This window comes from Caballeronia sp. NK8 (genome assembly GCF_018408855.1).
GTDB lineage: Bacteria > Pseudomonadota > Gammaproteobacteria > Burkholderiales > Burkholderiaceae > Caballeronia.
In genome coordinates this window covers 125,242-144,798 of record NZ_AP024324.1, presented here as the reverse complement: position 1 = coordinate 144,798, position 19,557 = coordinate 125,242, and the positions used below count along the sequence as shown (strand labels likewise).

Genomic DNA, 19,557 nt, shown 5'->3' with positions numbered 1-19,557 from the left:
TGATGCCGAAATTAGATCGGGTGGGTATACCCGGTACGTCGAACCCGATGAAAAGGCGTACGCAATGCGCGCGGATACGGAACGCATGCGCGCTAAAAATTCGCTCGCTGGTGGCCAAATTCGGTGCTATCCCGCGCGTTTTTTGTTCCGCAAGAATCTGTCGGTGCCGATGCCTGAGTGCATCGGGCAAGACGTCATTCGAAGCCTGCGCCGGTTTCCAGACGGATTGATTCGCCATCCTTATCGACCGGGACGCTTCCGTTCAAACTCATACAACAGGAAAGCCATGAAACGACGTTTGTTGGTCATCGCCGCAAGCGCGCTGTGCGCCCAGAGCGCGTTCGCCCAAAGCAGCGTGACGCTCTATGGACTGGTTTCGACAGGCATCGTCTATGCGAACAACCAGCGCGGCGCGGACAAGCAGGGACATTCGACCTGGCAGTTCGCGAGCGGACCGATGCAGACGCCACGTTGGGGCATGAAGGGCACCGAGGATCTGGGCGGCGGCGTGAAGGCGATCTTCACGCTGGAGAACGGCTACAACATCGGCAACGGCACGCTATCGCAGGGCGGGCGCGAGTTCGGGCGGCAGGCGTTCGTCGGGCTGTCGTCGAACACGCTCGGCACGATCACCTTCGGGCGTCAGTACGACGAGGCGGTCACGCTGTGCGCGTTCGAATCGGCGTGCCAGTTCGCGGCGTACGGCGCGCATATCGGCGACAGCGACAACGTGTTCGACACCTTCCGCATCAACAACGCAGTGCAGTACAAGACCATCGACTATGGCGGGTTTCAGGCGGAAGCGCTGTATGGTTTCTCGAATCGCGCGGGCGGCTTTTCCGACAACAACGCGTACAGCGCGGCGGTGCAGTATCGCCGGGGCCCGCTCTCGCTGGGTGCGGCGTTCCTGCTCGTCAATGAGCCGAACGATCCGAACAACCCGAACGGCGCGGTGGTCGGCGATTACGGTTTCTCGTCGCCCTTCATCACCAACCCGGCGACCGGCGCGGGCGTGCGCAGACAGACGATGTACGGCGCGGGCGGCGCCTACGCGTTCGGCACGGCGAGCGCGTCGTTCCTCTATACCAACGCGCGCTTCGACTATCTGGACGAGTCGCGACTGACCTTGCAGAACTTCGAAGTCTCGCTGACGGACTACGTGATGCCCGATTTGCTGCTCGGCGCGGCGTACATTTACACGACCGGCCAGTACCATCCGCAGGACGCATCGCCCGCGTGGCATCAGGTGAATGCGGGCGCGAACTACTTCCTCAGCAAGCGGACGGACCTGTTCCTCGTCGGCGTCTATCAGCGTGCGGCGAAGGACGCGCCGTATGCGCAGATCTATACGTTGTCGCCATCGACGACGAAGACGCAGGTTTCAGCGGTGATCGGGATGAGGCATCGGTGGTAGTGCGGATGGTGCGGCTTCCTCATCAGGCGACATCTCGACGGAAGGCGGCGTGTCCTCGGCCGGAAGCGTGAACCAGAAGCTCGATCCCACTACGCTGCCGTTTTCCATGCGATTCTCCGCGCCGATCTCGCCGCCGTGCGCTTCCACGATGGCGCGGCATATCGCGAGCCCGAGCCCGACGCCGGACTGCGCCGACTCCTTCTCACCGCGCGTGAACTTCTCGAAGAGACGCTTTTGCATGCCGGCCTGAATGCCCGGGCCGCGGTCGTCGACCCGGACCCGCACGACGCGCTTCCCGGCATCCTGCTCCACGCGCGCGGAGATATCGATGTCCGTGCCCTGCGGCGTGTATTTCGCGACGTTCTCCAGCAGATTGGCGAACAGCCGGTCCATCAGGACGGCATCGAGTTGCAGCAGAGGCAAGTCCGCGGGAATGCGCGTTTGCACGCGGCGGCCCGTCAGCGTGCGCCTGAGGCCGGCGAGCGCCGCGCCCACGGTTTCCTCCAGCATCGTCCATTGCCGGTTCAGGCGGATCGCGCCTGCCTGCAGTCGCGCCATGTCGAGCAGATTCGTGACAAGGCCGCTCATGCGCAACGCTTCGTCGTGAATCGCATGCACGAGTTCCTGTGAACGCGCCGAGCCTTGTTCGCCCGCATTGACCTGCTCGTCCAGAATCGAGGCGAAGCCGACGATCGACGTAAGCGGCGTGCGTAGATCGTGCGAAATGGCCGACAGCAGCGAATTGCGCAGCCGTTCCGATTCCATGTTGACGAGCGCATCCTGCGCGATCTCCACGTAATGCACGCGCTCAAGCGCGAGCGCGATTTGCGCCGCGAAGGTTTCGATCATGCGCCGTTGCTCTGGGACGGCCAGATCGCCGGGCCGCTGCGACGCAAAGGCGAGCACGCCACGCGTACGCATCGGCGCCTTGAGCGGCAGATAGAGCGCTTGCGCGGCAGGCAGCGTGTCGGTGCTGCGTCCCGCGGGCTTTTGCTGGTCGTAGACCCACTGCGCGATATCGAGGTCGAGCTCGGTTTTGTCGAGCGTCGTCCCGGGGCTCACTTCCGTCACCTTCTGCTGCACTTTCTCGCCGCTGTCCGGCAACAGGATGGCGGCCCTCGCCTGGAAAACCTCGGCGATGTGCCGGGTGCCGATCTCGATGATCTGCTCAGTCATCAGCGCGGCGGCGAGTTCCTTGGTCATGGCGTACATCGCGCCGGTGCGGCGCTCGCGCTGCGAGGCGATCCGCGCTTCGCGCCGCAGGCTCGAAGTGAGATGGCTGATCGTCAGCGAGGTGAGCAGCATGACCGCGAAGGTGAGCAGATACTGCGTGTCGCCGACCGAGAACGACATCACCGGGGCGACGAAGAAGTAGTCGAACGCAGCGACCGACAGAAACGACAGCATCACGCCCGGCCCGCGCCCGAGCCGCACGGCGGCGAAGATCACGCCGAGCAGATAGAGCATCACGAGGTTCGTGACGGCGAAGCGTTGCGCGGCAAGCGCGGTGGCGACGAGTGTGATGCCCGCGCCGATCGCGAGCGCGAACGCGTAGGCGCGAGGCGGCGAACGCATGCCTTCCCGCAGTGCACCGAACGTGAGCGTCGAGCGCGGCTGCCCGTCGCGCGCGCCGGTCGACACGAGCGTCACGTCGATATCCGCCGCCTGACGAATGATGCGCTCGCTGACCGGCCGGTCGACATAGCGCTGCCACCCTTGCGCGGACGACGCGCTGGCCACGAGCTTCGACACGTTGCGCATGCGCGCGTAGTCGATGAGCGTCGCGGCGGCGTCCGCGCCGTCCAGCGTGACGGTTTCCGCGCCGAGTTCGGAGGCGAGCTTGAGCGCTTCGAGCGTGCGGCGGCGCTGATCATCGGAGAGGCGCTGAAGCTTCGGCGTTTCGACATAGACCGCCAGCCAGTCCGCCTTCAAGGCCGCCGCCAGCCGCGCCGCGGCGCGCACCAGCGCGGCGCTCTGCGGACCCGGCCCGACGCATGCGATCAGACGCTCGCGCGCGCGCCAGATGCGCTCGATCGACTGATCGGCGCGATATTCGCGCATCTGGGCATCGACACGATCGGCAGTGCGGCGTAACGCGAGTTCACGCAGCGCGATCAGATTGCCCTTGCGGAAGAAATTGCGCACCGCGTTCTCGGCCTGCGCCGGCAGATAGACCTTGCCGTCGCGCAGGCGGTCGAGCAGTTCCTCGGGCGGCAGATCGACGAGCGTGACTTCATCGGCGAGATCGAAGACGCGGTCCGGCACGGTCTCCCACACGCGAATGCCCGTGATGCGCCCGACGATATCGTTCAGGCTCTCCAGGTGCTGCACGTTGACGGTCGTGTAGACGTCGATGCCCGCGTCGAGCAGTTCCTGGACGTCCTGCCAGCGCTTCATGTGACGCGAGCCCTGCACGTTCGAATGCGCGAGTTCATCGACCAGAACGAGTTGCGGCTTGCGCGCGAGCGCGGCATCCAGATCGAACTCCGCGAGCAGCCGCCCGCGATATTCGATGCGCGCCGCCGGCAGCGTCTCCAGACCGTCGAGCAGGGCGATCGTCTCCTTTCGGCCATGCGTTTCGACCACGCCGACGACCACATCCGCGCCCTCGTCGCTGCGCCTTCGCGCGGCCTGCAACATCGCGAAGGTCTTGCCGACGCCCGCCGACGCCCCGAAGAACACCTTCAGCCGCCCGCGCTGAAGCTTCTCCTCATCGCGCTGGAGCTTGTCGAGCAGTTCATCGGGATCGGGGCGGGTCATTGCGCTTGCTCGTGATGGTCCATGGTTGCGCGTTTCAGCCCTTGGCCGCATCCAGCGCGAAATTGAGCTTCAGCACGTTGACGCGCGGCTCGCCGAGCACGCCGAACTGGCGTCCCGCGGTCGCCTGCGCGACGAGCGCCTGCACCTGCTCGACCGTCATGCCACGCGCCTTCGCGACGCGCGCGACCTGATACGCCGCAGCGGCGGGGCTGATCTCGGGATCGAGCCCGCTGCCCGACGAGGTCACCAGATCGACCGGCAGCGCCGCCCGATTGTCCGGGTCGGCCGCGTGCAGCGCGTCGATGCGGCCCTTGACCTCATCGGCGAGCGCGGGGTTGGTCGGCCCGAGATTCGAGCCGCTGGAGCTGCCCGCGTTGTACGGATTGGGCGTCGTGGCCGACAGACGGCCCCAGAAATACTGCGGCGCGTCGAACTGCTGGCCGATAATTTCCGAGCCGACGATCTTGCCGTCGCGCTCGATCATGCTGCCGTTCGCCTGATGGCTGAACGCCGCCTGACCGATCGCCGTGACGACCGCAGGATAGATCAGCCCGGTCACCACCGTCAGCGCGACGAAGAGCACCAGGGCCGGACGAAGAACGTGTTTCATGATGTCATTTCCCTTCGAATCAATATATCCGCAAATGGCGGTTCAACTCCAGCCGAGCGCCGTGATGACCATGTCGATCAGCTTGATGAACGGGAACGGCAGCAGGATACCGCCCAATCCGTAGATCAGCAGGTTCCTTCGTAACAATGAAGCGGCGCCCAGCGCGCGATACTTCACGCCCTTCAACGCGAGCGGAATCAGGAACACGATGATCAGCGCGTTGAAGATCACCGCCGACAGAATCGCCGACGCCGGCGACGCGAGATGCATCACGTCCAGCACGCGCAATTGCGGATACGTAGTCGCGAACGCGGCCGGAATGATCGCGAAATACTTGGCGACGTCGTTGGCGATGGAAAACGTCGTCAGCGAGCCGCGCGTCATCAGCATCTGCTTGCCGATCTCGACGATCTCGATCAGCTTGGTCGGGTTCGAATCGAGATCGACCATGTTGCCCGCTTCCTTCGCGGCCTGCGTGCCCGTGTTCATCGCGACCGCGACGTCGGCTTGCGCGAGCGCGGGCGCGTCGTTGGTGCCGTCGCCGGTCATCGCGACCAGACGCCCTTCGGCCTGATGCTGGCGGATCGTCGCGAGCTTGGCTTCGGGCGTCGCTTCGGCGAGGAAGTCGTCGACGCCCGCTTCCGCTGCGATGGCGGCAGCGGTCAGGCGGTTGTCGCCCGTCACCATCACCGTCTTGATGCCCATCTTGCGCAACTCGGCGAAACGCTCCTTGATGCCGCCCTTCACGATGTCCTTCAACTCGATCACGCCGAGCGCGCGCGTCGCGCCACCGACCGTTTCCGCGACGACGAGCGGCGTGCTGCCACGGCGCGCGACGTCATCGACGGCGCCTTGCAGTTCCTGCGGAAAGCGCGCACCGCGCTCTTCGATATAGCGCTTCAGGGCATCGGCGGAACCCTTGCGGATCTCGCGACCGGGCAGATCCACGCCGCTCATGCGCGTCTGTGCGCTGAACGCGAGGAAGGTCGCGTGGAGCGAGGCCATGTCGCGCTCGCGGATATTGAAGCGCTGCTTGGCCAGCACGACGATGCTGCGCCCTTCCGGCGTTTCATCGGCGAGCGAGGCGAGTTGCGCGGCATCCGCGAGTTCGCGCTCCAGCACGCCCGGCGCCACCGTGAATGACGAGGCCTGACGATTGCCGAGCGTGATGGTGCCGGTCTTGTCGAGCAGCAGCACGTCGACGTCGCCCGCCGCTTCGACCGCGCGCCCCGAGGTCGCGATCACGTTCGCCTGCATCATGCGGCTCATGCCCGCCACGCCGATGGCGGAAAGCAGCCCGCCGATGGTGGTCGGAATCAGGCACACGAGCAGCGCGACGAGCGCGGTGATGGTCACGACGTGGCCCTGCTTCGCCGCTTCGACGGAGAACATCGAAAACGGCAGCAGCGTGGCGGTGGCGAACAGCAGCACGAGCGTCAGCGCGACGAGCAGAATCGTCAGCGCGATCTCGTTGGGCGTCTTCTGACGCTTCGCGCCTTCGACCATCGCAATCATGCGATCGAGAAACGCCTCGCCCGGATTGACCGTCACGCGCACCACGATCCAGTCCGACAGCACGCGCGTGCCGCCCGTCACCGACGAAAAATCGCCGCCCGACTCGCGGATCACCGGCGCGGATTCACCGGTGATCGCGGACTCATCGACGGACGCCACGCCTTCGATCACTTCGCCGTCCGCGGGAATCACGTCGCCCGCTTCGACCAGCACGACGTCGTTCTTCACGAGATCGGTCGAGGTCGTGATGCGGATCGGCGATTTCGGATGCGGCTCGTTGAGCTTCTTGGCCATCACGTTGTGCTTGGCGCTGCGCAACGACGCGGCCTGCGCTTTCGAGCGCCCTTCGGCGAGCGCTTCGGCGAAGTTCGCGAACAGCACCGTGAACCACAGCCACAGCGCGATCGCGAGGATGAAGCCGGCGGGCGCTTCCGCCTGGCCCGCCAGCGCCGCGATCCACAACACCGTCGTCAGAATGCTGCCGATGTACACGCAGAACATCACGGGATTGCGCAACTGCGTGCGCGGCGCGAGCTTTCTGAACGAATCGACGATCGCCGGCTTGAGCAGCGTCGGGTCGAACATCGAACGCGCGGCCGTGCGAGCCTGCCCCAGATTCTCGGGACGGTGCATCGGCGGTTGATTGATTTGATTCATGCTGTCCTCGGAAATCAATGGCCCGTGACCATCGTGACGTGCTCGACGATGGGGCCGAGCGCGAGCGCGGGAATATAGGTCAGCGCGCCGACCAGAAGCAGCGTGCCGAGCAAAAGCACCACGAAGAGCGGGCCGTGTGTGGGCAAGGTTCCGGCCGTCACGGCAAGACGCTTCTTGGCCGCGAGCGAGCCCGCGATGGCGAGGATCGGGATGAGCGAGCCGAAACGGCCGAACCACATCGCAATGCCGAGCATCGAGTTGTAGAACGGCGTGTTCACCGAAAGGCCGCCGAACGCGCTGCCGTTGTTGTTGGCGGCGGAACTGAACGCGTAGAGCACTTCCGAGAAGCCATGCGCGCCGGGATTCGCGATGCCTGCGGTGCCCGCTGCCGTCAGCACCGCGATCGACGTGCCCACGAGCACGAGCAGCGGCGTGAGCAGAATCACGATGGACACCATCTTCATCTCGAACGACTCGATCTTCTTGCCCACGTATTCGGGCGTGCGGCCGATCATCAGGCCCGCCACGAAGACCGCGAGCAGGGCGAACGCGAGCATGCCGTACAGACCCGAGCCGACGCCGCCGAAGATCACCTCACCCAGCTGGATGAGCAGCATCGGAACGAGGCCGCCGAGCGGCGTCAGCGAATCGTGCGTATTGGCGACCGCGCCGCAGGAGGCCGCCGTGGTCGCGACCGTGAAGATGCCCGACTGCGCGATGCCGAAGCGCGTTTCCTTGCCTTCCATGTTGCCGCCGGCCTGCAGCGCGGACGCGGCGGTGTCGACCTTGAGCGACGCGTACAGCGGATTGCCGGCCTGTTCTGACGAGATCTCGCCCCAGCACGCGACGGCAAACGCGATGGTCATGGCGGCGAGCACCGCGTAGCCCTGCCGCCTGTCGCCGACCGTGCGCCCGAACACCACGCACAGCGCCGCCGGGATGATCAGCATGGCGAGCATCTGCATGAAGTTGGAGAACGGCGTCGGGTTTTCAAACGGATGCGCCGAGTTGGCGTTGAAGAAGCCGCCGCCGTTGGTGCCGAGCATCTTGATCGCTTCCTGGGATGCGACCGGGCCCATCGGCAGCGTCTGCTTGTCCGCCTTCACGTCCTGCATCACCGGATTGCCCTTCTCGTCCTTGACGGCATTGCCTTGCGCGTCCGTCTTCGGCGCCTGGTATGTCGTGACCTGAAGCGTGGGCACGTCCTCGTAGGCCTTGAAATTCTGAATCGCGCCCTGGCTCACGAACACCAGCGCGAAGATCACCGCGAGCGGCGCGAGAATGTAGAGCGTCGTGCGCGTCAGATCGACCCAGAAATTGCCGATGGTCTGCGCCGTGTGACGCTTGAAGCCCCGGATCAGCGCGATCACGACCGCGATGCCGGTGGCCGCCGAGACGAAGTTCTGCACGGTGAGGCCCAGCATCTGCGCGAGATAGCCGAGCGTGCTTTCGCCGCCGTAGTCCTGCCAGTTCGTGTTGGTCACGAAACTGACGGCGGTGTTGAACGCGGCATCGGGCGTCATGCCGGCCATGCCTTGCGGATTCGCCGGAAGCATGCCCTGCAGGCGCAGGATCGCGTAGAGCACCAGCGCGCCGAGCGCATTGAAGAGCATCACGGCGATCGCGTAATGCTTCCACGACATCTCGGCTTCGGGATCGACCCCGGCGATGCGATACAGCAGGTTTTCGAGCGGTCGGCCGATCTTGCGCACGACGACCGACGAGCCGTCGAGCACATTGGCGATGTAACGCCCGAGCGGAATCGCCAGCGCGATGAGGACGACGATGAAGATCGCCGTCTGCATGAACGTATTCGGGTTCATTCGAGATCCTCCGCACGCAACAGCGCGTACACGAGGTATACGAACAGCAGCAGCGTAGCTGCCGTCGCCAGCCACAACATCCAGGCGCTCATGGACGGCCTCCCGTCGCGCGACGGCCCAGCTTTTCGCAACCGTGCGTGAGCGCCAGGCAAAGTCCCCAGAAGAGGACAATGCCGGCGAGATAAACGAAGTCCATTTTGATGTTCTCCCCAAGTGCGGTTCAGGACAGCGTGGAGAATAGGAGAACGGGCGTAAAGGACTTACGAAGAGAGTTGGGGAAGGTATAAAAAATCTGTAAACGATCCGGACTGACCGGAACGACGCCGGCGGGCGCGACATCGACAGGCTATCTGGCTGGATCAGCGGGGAGTTCACTTCAAAGGGTTGTTGTCCACAAAGCGCGTCGCGTGACAAATAGGCATGCGCAGTCTGATTACTTGTGACGAGTCGCCGCTCCGGAAATTGCGAAGTCAAAGGCGCTCTTCACGATTGGCGCGCGGCAACTCACTTTAGTGCTTCCTCTTTGCGCTTCCTTCCTTCGCTCGATGGCCTTGGCCAGTTTGGGACGGGGACTTTCCCGGTTCGAGCGGAGGTTCTTTCGCGGCAGCGCCGCCGTCTGTGCGCGCCGACGGGCCATCGTCGCGATCGAGTTGGTCAACCGGTGTCCGTCGCTGCTTTTGCCTGCCCCTATCTATCGCGAAAAGCGCTACCGTGATGATGACCCATGAGCAAGGCGTAACCCAGGTTGCGAGATTCGACACCATTGCACACTTGTAATGCGCCGGATTATCGCCATCCGCATGGCATTCGATGTGCCCTTCCAGATTAAATCCGCTTCTGCTTTCGATGATCTCGCCGACTAATCCCACCAGAAGAGTCGCCACGATGCCGATCGTGCAACTCAGGGCAAGACTGAGTTCCCATCTCGCCCGCGGTCTATTCCACTGATAAGCGTACAGAATCGCCAGGACCGTAACGGCCACCGCCGCGTTCATGTAATCGAAGGGGCCTTCGGCGATCAGCACAGCCAGCACGACCGCCAGAGCTGCACCCAGCAGCGCGGCAGCATCGACAGGATTTTCGTCCATCTCCGTCCTTCTCGATTGGTTAGCGCGAATGTCCGGCAACCGGCTTCTGAAATTCTAGGACACGATTGCTACCACGGCACCCGATGACAATCGGGCAGCATCCGTTTTCGTATCGTCAGCGGAATAGGTGTGCAGCCCCTCGGTCCGCGACCGAGAATCGCTTTCCGGCCAGTTCACGTTGCCGCCGCCAATATGCCCGACGGCCCGTTCACGTACCAAACGCACCCTCATGCGAGGCCGCCGGTCCGATAAAAAAACGGCAAACCAGCGCGTGCGACGAACGTATCATTACGCATTGCAGGGATGCTTTTCGCTCACAGCGCCGAGGAGACTGCATGACAACTCACAAACTCTCCGAGTTTTCCTGGGACGAACAGGAAGACGTCAAAGCCGTACTTGCCAATCGGGGACTCGACCCGCGCGATTTCGAGATCGCGGACAATGACGAGGTTTCCGCGGGCGCCAGAAACGGGACGGTCCGGCAGGTCTCGGTCATGCGGGTCACGAACGGCAAGCGGGCGACCTACGACACCGATCACTTCGGCACCTGGCTCACCGATTTCGCCGATGCGCTTGAAGCGGGCGAGTTCGACGACTGAGCCGCGCCGTGACGCCCGTATCGCCTATTTCGATCTGGGGTTCGAATAGCGCTCCTTCGACATCCGGATGGCGACATCGAAATCCGACTCCGTCGCGAGATGTCGATGGTCGACGCTGACGAGCCAGCCGTCGGATGATCTGCACCAGCGAATTCTCCCGTCCTGATAGAAGGCGGAAAACCAGCGCCACAACGAGGCGTCCTCTTCGTTGGCTGCTCGGGCCGCCTCTGTCCGGATCCTGTCACATGTAGTAGCGGGCATAAATCTTCGGTTCAAAACTGTGCGAAAGCGCGGTAACGAATCAGTCCCTTCCGACGCTCGCTTGCAGACGATATAGTCGTTCGGTTTCCTTCGCGTCGAAACCAAAGCGGCTGCATTCGGTCGAGGCAAACTCTCGCAGACTGCGTTCGGACATCCCCTCCACCAACAGAATCGATTCTTCGGCGTAGCGGTTTCCGCTTCGACGACTTTCCTCCGTGACATGCGACGAAGCGGCGCGATCGGGTTCGGCGAACGCGATATTGGCGATTCCGGGATGTCCGCACCAGTCGTCGAGCAAGCCGACGTTGATTTCCTGGAGACTGTCGGGCCTGGCGCTGATCGACATGACGTACGACCCTTGCGTTCCTCCCGCTTTCGCGAGCACGCGATACGCCGAGCGCCGGCCGTCGCGAAACGTCGGAAGCGTCGCGCGAGTCCAGTCGGTCGGATGGTTCAGACGCGCCAGATAGCAGGGATGTGAAAGCACCGACAGGCTGTCTACATCGTAAAGAATCAAGAAATGGCAATCCGCGTCTGTACGGACGAAGCGTCGGCCGCGCACGAATCCGGGAATCGCCACGCGCTCCGGCAGATGCTCATGCGTGTGCCAGGCGACGAAGTTCTCCTTGTCGCACTCGTGCACGCTGAGCGTCGCGCACAGGATGGCACGGTCGTTTTGCGTGTTCATGTGCCTGTTCAGCGCGCCGTCGCGCCGCCGTCGACGGGCAGCGCTACACCGACCACGAACGACGCCGCGTCGGAACACAGCCACACGACGGCGCTCGCGATTTCCTCGGCTTGCGCCATCCGTCCGAGCGGATTGGCGAGCTTCGCGCGCGCCGCCAGTTCATCGCCGAAGCGGGCGCGCGTGAGCGCCGTCTCCACGAGTCCCGGGCACACGGCGTTGACGCGAACGCCCCTGCCCGCAAACTCGATCGCCGCAGCCTTCGTGAGTCCCACGACACCGTGCTTCGCCGCGCCGTACACGCCGTCGGAGGGCACGCCGACCAGCCCGGAACGCGACGCGTTGTTGACGATCGCCCCCTTCCCGGCGAGCAGCATCTGATCGAGTTCGGCCTTCATGCAATGCCAGACGCCCTCCAGGTTCACCGACATCACGCGGTCCCAGTTGTCCTGCGTCGATACGTGAAGGCTCGCGGCGCGATCGGGCACGCCCGCGTTGTTGAACGCCATGTCGAGCGCGCCGAAATTCTCGACGGTCGAGCGAATCATCGCCTCGACCGATACCGCGTCAGTCACGTCCACGCCGACGAACATCGCCCGCGCGTCACAGTTCGTTTCGATATGCGAAACGGTTTCCTTGCCACCCGTGGCGTCGGCGTCCGCTACGACGACGGCCGCGCCCCTGCGCGCGAATTCGATCGCCGTCGCGCGGCCGATGCCCGATGCGCCACCGGTCACCAGCGCCACTTTCCTGACCAGATTTCGATCCATGTGTTTCCTCCGTTGTTGCTAAGCCGTCATCGCAAGACTGGCGCACAACGCGATCAGGACATCGATGTTTGCGGACCAGCCTTTCATCCATGAACGCCTGTTCATCGCCTTCTCCGGTTACCAGCGAACGGGCAGCGCCTTCAACCCGTAGACGAACGACTTGTCCTTGTAGCGCAATTCGTCCTCGGATACGGCGAGCTGCAGATTCGGAAAGCGTTTGAAGAGCGTTTCGAACAGCACCTGAAGTTCGAGTCGCGCAAGCGGCTGGCCGAGACACTGGTGAATGCCGAACGAAAACGCGACGTGCGACTGATCCTTCGTATCGCGGCGGATATCGAAGCGCTCGGGCTCGGGGAACGCCACCGGGTCGTGATTCGCGCCATGGAGGAGCGCCAGCACGCCCTCGCCCTTGCGAATCAGTTGACCGCCGATCACGACATCTTCCGTTGCGACCCGATTGGAGTTCATGTGCGTGATCGAATGAAAGCGCAGCATTTCCTCCACCGCGCCCTTCACCAGCGACGCGTCCGCCATCAGCGCTGCACGCTGCTCCGGATGCTGAAACAGACTGAGCAGGCCGAGCCCGATCTGGTTCGCGGTCGTCTCGTGGCCGGCGAGATAGAGCAAGGTCGCCATCTGCACGGCATCCGCATGCGACACCTTGCCGGGATTGATCCATTCGATCGCCATGCGGCTCAGCAAGTCGCTGCCGTCGCCCGGATCGCGTTCCTTTTCCAGCAGCAGCGCGTCGATGTACTGACTCATGTGCTTCGCCGACTGCGTCAAGGCTTCGGGCGCGATCGAAAGATCCATGCGGTCGCCGCTCCATTTCTGCAGCTTGTCATGGTCCTCATAGGGCACGCCGAGCATGATCGAAATGACCAGCGACGGAAGCGGCAGCGCGACAGCGCCGATGAAATCGGCCGGCGCGCCCGTGCGCTCCATGTCGTCGAGAAGCTGATCGAGCGATCGCTGAACGAGCGGGCGCAGCTCCTGCATGCGCTTGGCCATGAACTCCTTCGTCAACGTGCGACGATACTGACCGTGCTCGGGCGGGTCCATCGTGATGAAGGTCTGATAGGACTTCGACTGCGCGGCGCGCGACGGCGAGACGAACGGAAAGCCGGGCGTCAGCGGCGATGCGCTGAAGTGCGGGCTCGTCATGACTTCGCGAAAATGCGCCATGTCGGTCACGAGCCAGGCGAGACTGCCGTCCCACAGACTGACTTGTACGACGGGCGCCTGCTCGCGCAGTTGCGCATATTGACGCGGTGGCACGAGCGGCGCGGCGCCGTCTCGCGGCCACGGGAAGCGTTCCGTGGCGAACGGGCATGTGGCGGTGGTCTCGGACGTATTCATTCCTTCCTCGCTGTTGGTTTGAGAAGCTAGAAGCGGTGCCGCATGCCGACTCGCAACACGACCTGATGCGGCGTATTGGACGGCGTGATCGTGAGATAGGACGCGACCGCGGGCTGTCCGGTCGAATCCACGCCGGACGCGATCTGGTAGTTCGCCATGAAGTAGACATCGGTCCGCTTCGAGAGGAAGTAGTCCACCGATGCATTGAACATGTGGTACTTCGCGCTCTCCTTGCCGTCGATCGCGCCGCCCACGAGATAGTCGTAGGAGCCGTTGAGCCACAGGAACGGCGTGATGGCGTAGCGCGCGAATAGGTTGTAGCTGTTGAACGCAGCGTTGCCGGTATAGCCACGCGGATTGGTCAGCGCGAGATTGCCCGATGAGGGGGAGTTCAGATCGCCGAAGGTGATGTGCGAGTAATCGAAGCCGACGATGAGGCTCTGCACCGAGTACTGCAACGCCGCGCCCATGACCTGGTAATACGCCGCCGATGCAAACGCGCCGTAGACCGGATTGGTCTGCACGCCGCTCGTCGCGCCGAGATTGTTGGCCGTGGCGGAACTATTGGGGTTGTTGCCGAAGAACGAGCGGTTCGGGTCGCGGGCGCGCAGGTACGCCACGGCGGCCGACCAGGGACCGTTCGAATAGGACGCTCCGGCGGAATAGATGCTGTTGGTGCCGAACGAACCCGCCACGCCGCCAAAGCTGTACAGCCCGCCGAACTTGAATCCGTTGTACGTATTGCTGGTGAACTTGACGGCGTTGTTCACGCGATACGTGTTGCCGAAGTTGTTGACGTCGTTGCCATGCAGCGCGTAGGTGCCGTTGCCGACCGCGCCGGTGAGCGGCCCGATGTAATCCACGGCCGAGTCGTACTGGCGGCCGATCGTCACCGTGCCGTAGGGCGACGCGAGCCCGACATAGGCCTGCCGGCCGAACAGGTTACCGCCTTGCGCCAGCGAGCCCGTGCCGATATCGAAGCCGTTCTCCAGCACGAAGATCGCCTGATAGCCTCCGCCGAGGTCTTCAGTGCCGCGGAATCCGAGCCGGTTGCCCTGCATGATGCTGCTGCTCATCGCGTACTGATGGCTGCCCGTGCGCCCGCCCGGTGCGGCGGTCTGCGCATTGTTGACGAAGTTCAGCCCGTAATCGATGATGCCGTAAATCAGCACATTGCTTTGCGCCGATGCATGCGCTGACACCAACAACACCGCCACCGCGGACGGCCATCTCCAGTATTTCATCTCTGTCTCCATGTCTCATATTTTTAGACTATTTACTTTGGTATCCTGCTTAATAAACTGATTGCCCGGTTATGCGATTCGGCTGCGATCTCCTCATCGGCAGCTCAGGTCGGGCCTGCACAAGGACAGATGCGGCATGCCCGCCACGGAAGCGGATCGGAACCGATACGTCACGTTCGCGCGCAACACGGGTTGCGCCAGGGCATCGCATTCCATCACGCATTCGAGATTCAGATGCCAGTGGTCGCCCACCGGCTGAACGGCCCTGACCGTCGCGCCGACGCGCAGACCCGAGCCCGTCGGCGCGGGCGCAACGAACTGCAGTTGCTCGATCCTGTGCAGCGCCACATTCAGCGTGTCCTCGAGCACGTAGATCTCCTCGAGCATCGGAATCAGCAGGGCGACCATGACGCCGCAAGGCACGATGTCCTCGCCGATGTGGCTCCGCGAGAGTTCATCGGTCAGCGATTCGAAGCGCTCGATCGTGACCCGATCGACCTCCAGCCAGTCGCTGTGACCGAGGTGGAATCCCAGACAGGCACGGATGCCTTCGACGCCGCTCAGCATGATGGGCACTTGAATCTCCGTGTCGACGGTTCACGAGCCGAGCAGGTCGGCATTGCCTTCGCCGAGCGCGGGCGCGGCCCGGCGCGGTTCGAACAGATGTCCGTTGAAGCGCGCCGGATAGCGGATCGCCCGCACCGTGCCGGTGGGCGTTTCGAGTTGCGAGTAAAGCCGGTTGTGCAACACCTGCGGGTCGTTCAGATGCGCGTCGGGCACGTTGACGGGACCAGCGGGCACGTCGAGTTCACGAAAGCGCGCGAGCCAGTGCGCCGTCGTCTTCTGTCTGAGCGGCCCCGCGATGCGCTCGAAGAACGCGTGCGTCATGTCGCGCTTGCTGGTGATCTTCTTCAGTTCATCCTTCCATTCCGGATGCCCGAGCGCATCGAGCGTCCGGCTCAACTGCTTGCCCGACACCGGCGACACCACCAGATGACCGTCGCTCGTCGCGAGCACCGGTTGCGGCGCGAGCGTTTCGGGCGAGGCGTCGTCGACGAACGCGCGGTTGTGGAACATGTCCGGAAAGTTGTAGTAGGACAGCATGTCGAGCATCGACGTCTCCAGATGGATCGCCTTCTGCGCCCGGTCTCGTGCGATCAGTCCGGACAGCGCCATCTGCGCGGCGAAGATCGCGGCGACCTTGTCCGCCACGAACGTATTGGTGGCGCGCGGCGTGCCGCCTGCCGCCTCGTAGCTGAGCAGGCCAGTGCGACCCTGGATCAGCGCATCGAAAGCGGGTTCCGCGGCGAGTTCGCCGTCCGGCCCGTAACCGGTGATCGAAAGCTGGACGATGCGCGGATTCAGCGCGCTCACCGCCTCGAAGCTCAGCCCGAGCGACGCCGACACATGCGGACGCCAGTTCTCGATATAGAGATCGGCATCACGCAGGAGCACCTTGAATCGGGCGAGATCGTCGGCGGACTTGAGATCGAGCGTGACGCTGCGCTTGCCGCGATTCGCATTGGTCCAGACGGTGCCCACGCCCTTCCAGCCATGACCGAAGTTCCGATACGGATCGCCCGACGGCGGCTCGACCTTGATGACGTCCGCGCCCAGATCGGCGAGCATCTGCGCGCAGAACGGGCCGGAGATGTAGCTGCACGCTTCGACGACCTTCACGCCGGCGAGAGGCCGCCTGAAGGCGTCGTCGTCATGCGTCGGTGCCGTGGTGGATGGGTTCGTCATGCGTGTTGCTCCTGTTTCGTGTGGGCGTGCGTCGCCGTGACGGCGCGCAGTTGCGCCATCGCGAGCACCATGTCGAGGGTAGGGGTGGCCACGTCCGTGAGATCGCGCAGTGCGCGGATCGAGTGCACGAGCGGGTCGAGTTCGAGCGGACGGCCTGCTTCGAGATCCTGCAGCATCGACATCCTGTGATGCGACGCGCTCACCGTCAGCGCGATGCGCCTGTCGGGCGGCGGACCGATCGCAAGCCCCAGTCGCGTGGCGATGGCATCCGCTTCCGACATCATCGCCTTGACGACGGCCAGCGCGCCGCCCGCCTCGGCCATCTCGCCGAGCGCGCCCTGCGTGAGCAGCGCGACGGGATTGAACGAGAGGCTGTTGACGAACTTGACCCAGATCGCCGAACGGATGTCCTTGTTCACCTTCGCGTCGATGCCGCTCGCGCACAACAATTCGCTCAGCGCGCGCACGCGCCCGGAGTCGCTGCCGTCGAGCTCGCCGATCGGACAGCCCGCTTTCGCGCCGTCCTGCACGATCACGCCCGGCGCGCTCGCATGTGCGCCGATCCAGTAGACGCAGCCGAGCACCTGCTCCGGCGGCATGACACGCCACTGGCGTGCGTCACGGTCGAGGGAAGGCAACTGCGTGCCGCCGAAACGTCCGGGCAGCGCATGAAAGAAGTAGTACGGAATACCGGTGGTCGGCGGCAGCACGGTAGTGTGCGGGCCGATCAGCGGCGCGATCTGCCCGAGCGCGCCATCGACCTGATGCGCCTTGAGCGTGATGAACACGTAATCCTGTTCGCCGAGTTCGCGCGTGTCCGAGGTCGCGCGCACGGGCACCGTGAACGCTTCGCTGGCGGTCTTCACGCTCAGTCCGTGGCGGCGGATGGCGTCGAGCGTCCTGCCCCGAGCGACGACGCTCACCTCGCAGCGCCCGGCGCGCGCCAGATGCGCCGCCAGATAGCCGCCGATCGCCCCGCCTCCGAAAATGCATATCCTCTGCATGGTCCGCTCTCTTGCATGGCTGATGAGTCGCGCCCGCTGCATGGAAGATGCGATGGCAGGCACATACGATGAGCACAAGATACGGGCCACACAGGCACGAGGGGAAATACTAAAAAACGATGATTCAAGCAGATCGGCGTATAGCTGCGAAAGCGGAATATCGACGGGCTATCGGGCAGCCTGCTCGCCTTGTCGCGCGCGGCGGAACGCCGCGGGCGCGACGCCGACCACGCGGCTGAATGCCGTGCTGAATGCACTGTCCGAGTAATAGCCGATGGACAGTGCGATGTCGGTGAGCGAACGTTCGCTGTTGAGCAGCGCATCCTTGGCGAGCGCAATGCGCCAGTTCGACAGATACGTGGCGGGCGCGACGCCGACGCGTTCCGCAAAGCGCCGCGCGAACGCGGCACGCGACATGCCGACGTCCTTCGCGAGCCCGTCGACGGTCCAGTGACGCGCAACGTCCGCGTGCATTTTCTGCAGCGCGAGATGGATGTGCGGGTCGGCCATGCCGCTGAACCAGCCGGCCTCGCGCGAGTCGATCCGGGTCAGCGGACGCCGCCACACTTCGACCAGCATGATTTCGACGAGCCGGCTCATGACGAGATCGCGTCCCGGCAGATCGATGCTCGACTCCTCGCCGATCAGCGCAATCAGCCTCGACAGCCGCCCCGCCTCTTCGTCAGACGAACGGATGTACAGAAAATCCGGCAGCATGCCCGAGAAGAGCGCCGTGTGTTCCGGGCCGATCTCGAAGTACCCGCCGACGAGACGGACCTTGTCGCCGCCTGCGCCCTCGTCCCAGCGAACGTACGCATCGGCTGCGACGCCGTCTTCCATCGCGTGCAGCGTGGCGCTCGCATCGGGGTCGCTGACGAGGCAATAGCGGGCCGTCGCGCGCATGAGGAGGTAGTCGCCCTGGCGCATCAGCAGCGGCTGGCCGTGGCGCGGCACGTACCAGCATTGCCCCGTCACGACGAGGCAGAACACCGGAATGTCCCGGCACGGCACGCTCATGCCCCAGCGGCCCTGCGCCTCGACCGTCCGCCAGCTGATCGCCCGGGGCCGCATGAGTCGGATGATATCGGTCAGGATGTCCATATTGAGACGATCGATAAATTTTCGTAGACGGACTCTTATAGATTAACTCATTGCGTTGCCTTAACTTGTATCCCAACGACCGGTGCATTCACTGGCGAAGAACAAGACGGAGACACGTAATGAAGCTAAAGGACCGGGTTGTCGTGGTCACGGGCGCGGCACAGGGCATGGGCCGCGCGATCGCGATCGAAGCGGCGCGTCAGGGCGCGGCGTGGGTCACGCTCGCGGACGTGCAGGAAGATCGCGGCGCGACGGCCGCTCACGAAGTCGAACAGGCGGGCGCGAAGAGCTGCTTCATCCGCACCGACCTCACGGACACGGCGGCGATCCGCCACATGATCGACGAAACCGCGCGCCTCGCGGGCGGCATCGACGTGCTCGTCAACAACGCTGGCGTCACCGACGACGGCCTGACGGGCCGCGCGCCGACGATCGAAGACCTGTCCGAAGCGGTCTGGGACACGGTCATGAACGTCAATCTCAAGGCGATGTGGCTCGCGAGCAAATTCGCCGCGCCGTGGTTGCGGCGCTCCACGAAGAGTCCGGCCATCGTCAACGGCGGGTCGGTCGCGGGCAGCGTCGCGTACCCGGGCTTGCCCGCCTACGCGGCGAGCAAGGGCGGCGTCGCGATGCTGACCAAAGCGATCGCCCTCGATCTCGCCGACGCCGGCATACGCTGCAACGCCTACGCGCCGGGCGCGATCGATACACCCATGCTGAGCCACAGCGTGGAGCACGCAGAGGACCGTGAGAAAGCGCGCGCGCGCCTGTGGGGTACGCATCTGCTCAAACGCCTGGGGCGCCCGGAAGAAGTCGCGAAGCTGGTGTGCTTTCTCGCGTCCGACGAAGCGTCGTTCTCGACGGGCAGCACCTTCAGCGTCGACGCCGGCACGCTCGCGTGGCGTGGCGTGCACTGAGCGC

Annotated in this window: 17 protein-coding genes; 3 read left to right on the top strand and 14 right to left on the bottom strand. The window is 64.1% G+C overall.

The annotated features are described in order from the left end of the window. Window positions 1-286: 286 nt before the first annotated feature. Window positions 287-1,414 (top strand): porin, encoded by a 1,128-nt coding sequence (locus tag NK8_RS22260; RefSeq protein WP_162068910.1) that lies wholly within the window; start codon window positions 287-289, stop codon window positions 1,412-1,414. Here the strand turns inward: NK8_RS22260 and NK8_RS22255 are convergent. The 6 genes from NK8_RS22255 to NK8_RS22230 form a co-directional block, all read right to left on the bottom strand. Continuing rightward, complete coding sequence (locus tag NK8_RS22255; protein ID WP_213231154.1) at window positions 1,382-4,174, bottom strand: sensor histidine kinase KdpD; 2,793 nt, start codon at window positions 4,172-4,174, stop codon at window positions 1,382-1,384. The two genes, NK8_RS22260 and NK8_RS22255, sit on opposite strands and share 33 nt — an antisense overlap. A 34-nt stretch (window positions 4,175-4,208) precedes the next feature. Further along, window positions 4,209-4,784: a potassium-transporting ATPase subunit KdpC gene (gene kdpC / locus NK8_RS22250; protein ID WP_213231152.1), complete on the bottom strand. Its 576-nt coding sequence runs from the start codon at window positions 4,782-4,784 to the stop codon at window positions 4,209-4,211. 42 nt (window positions 4,785-4,826) lie between these two features. Further along, window positions 4,827-6,884 carry a potassium-transporting ATPase subunit KdpB gene (kdpB, locus tag NK8_RS22245; RefSeq protein ID WP_213231493.1) on the bottom strand — a complete coding sequence of 686 codons (2,058 nt, stop codon included), beginning with the start codon at window positions 6,882-6,884 and terminating at the stop codon, window positions 4,827-4,829. Between the two features lie 86 nt (window positions 6,885-6,970). Next, window positions 6,971-8,779, bottom strand: a complete 1,809-nt coding sequence (gene kdpA, locus NK8_RS22240) for a potassium-transporting ATPase subunit KdpA (RefSeq protein ID WP_213231150.1) — start codon at window positions 8,777-8,779, stop codon at window positions 6,971-6,973. Next, a complete protein-coding gene (kdpF, locus tag NK8_RS22235; protein ID WP_162068906.1) occupies window positions 8,776-8,871 on the bottom strand; it encodes a K(+)-transporting ATPase subunit F in 96 nt (31 codons plus the stop codon). Before kdpF ends, kdpA begins: the two co-directional genes overlap by 4 nt. A gap of 417 nt (window positions 8,872-9,288) precedes the next feature. Further along, window positions 9,289-9,867, bottom strand: a complete 579-nt coding sequence (locus NK8_RS22230) for a hypothetical protein (RefSeq protein WP_061178852.1) — start codon at window positions 9,865-9,867, stop codon at window positions 9,289-9,291. 335 nt (window positions 9,868-10,202) lie between these two features. Here NK8_RS22230 and NK8_RS22225 point away from each other — a divergent pair, with 335 nt between their 5' ends. Beyond that, window positions 10,203-10,466 carry a hypothetical protein gene (locus NK8_RS22225; protein WP_213231149.1) on the top strand — a complete coding sequence of 88 codons (264 nt, stop codon included), beginning with the start codon at window positions 10,203-10,205 and terminating at the stop codon, window positions 10,464-10,466. A 301-nt stretch (window positions 10,467-10,767) separates the two neighbouring features. Here NK8_RS22225 and NK8_RS22220 read toward each other — a convergent pair whose 3' ends face one another. The 8 genes from NK8_RS22220 to NK8_RS22185 form a co-directional block, all read right to left on the bottom strand. Next, window positions 10,768-11,415 (bottom strand): hypothetical protein, encoded by a 648-nt coding sequence (locus NK8_RS22220; protein ID WP_213231148.1) that lies wholly within the window; start codon window positions 11,413-11,415, stop codon window positions 10,768-10,770. Between the two features lie 8 nt (window positions 11,416-11,423). Then, window positions 11,424-12,182: a glucose 1-dehydrogenase gene (locus tag NK8_RS22215; protein ID WP_213231147.1), complete on the bottom strand. Its 759-nt coding sequence runs from the start codon at window positions 12,180-12,182 to the stop codon at window positions 11,424-11,426. Between the two features lie 117 nt (window positions 12,183-12,299). Then, window positions 12,300-13,541: a cytochrome P450 gene (locus NK8_RS22210; RefSeq protein WP_213231146.1), complete on the bottom strand. Its 1,242-nt coding sequence runs from the start codon at window positions 13,539-13,541 to the stop codon at window positions 12,300-12,302. Between the two features lie 26 nt (window positions 13,542-13,567). Further along, on the bottom strand, window positions 13,568-14,785 hold the full coding sequence (locus tag NK8_RS22205; protein ID WP_213231145.1) for a porin: 1,218 nt from the start codon (window positions 14,783-14,785) through the stop codon (window positions 13,568-13,570). A gap of 93 nt (window positions 14,786-14,878) precedes the next feature. Then, window positions 14,879-15,352, bottom strand: a complete 474-nt coding sequence (locus NK8_RS22200) for an acyl dehydratase (RefSeq protein ID WP_213231492.1) — start codon at window positions 15,350-15,352, stop codon at window positions 14,879-14,881. 30 nt (window positions 15,353-15,382) lie between these two features. Continuing rightward, window positions 15,383-16,531, bottom strand: coding sequence for a CaiB/BaiF CoA-transferase family protein (locus NK8_RS22195; protein WP_213231144.1), 1,149 nt, complete (start codon window positions 16,529-16,531; stop codon window positions 15,383-15,385). Next, window positions 16,528-17,535 (bottom strand): ketopantoate reductase family protein, encoded by a 1,008-nt coding sequence (locus NK8_RS22190; protein ID WP_213231142.1) that lies wholly within the window; start codon window positions 17,533-17,535, stop codon window positions 16,528-16,530. Before NK8_RS22190 ends, NK8_RS22195 begins: the two co-directional genes overlap by 4 nt. 168 nt (window positions 17,536-17,703) lie before the next feature. Next, entirely contained in the window at window positions 17,704-18,636 is a 933-nt protein-coding gene (locus tag NK8_RS22185; RefSeq protein ID WP_213231140.1) for an AraC family transcriptional regulator, read from the bottom strand. Window positions 18,637-18,755: 119 nt separating this feature from the next. Between NK8_RS22185 and NK8_RS22180 the strand changes: the two genes are divergently transcribed. Beyond that, on the top strand, window positions 18,756-19,553 hold the full coding sequence (locus NK8_RS22180; RefSeq protein ID WP_213231138.1) for an SDR family NAD(P)-dependent oxidoreductase: 798 nt from the start codon (window positions 18,756-18,758) through the stop codon (window positions 19,551-19,553). Window positions 19,554-19,557: the final 4 nt, after the last annotated feature.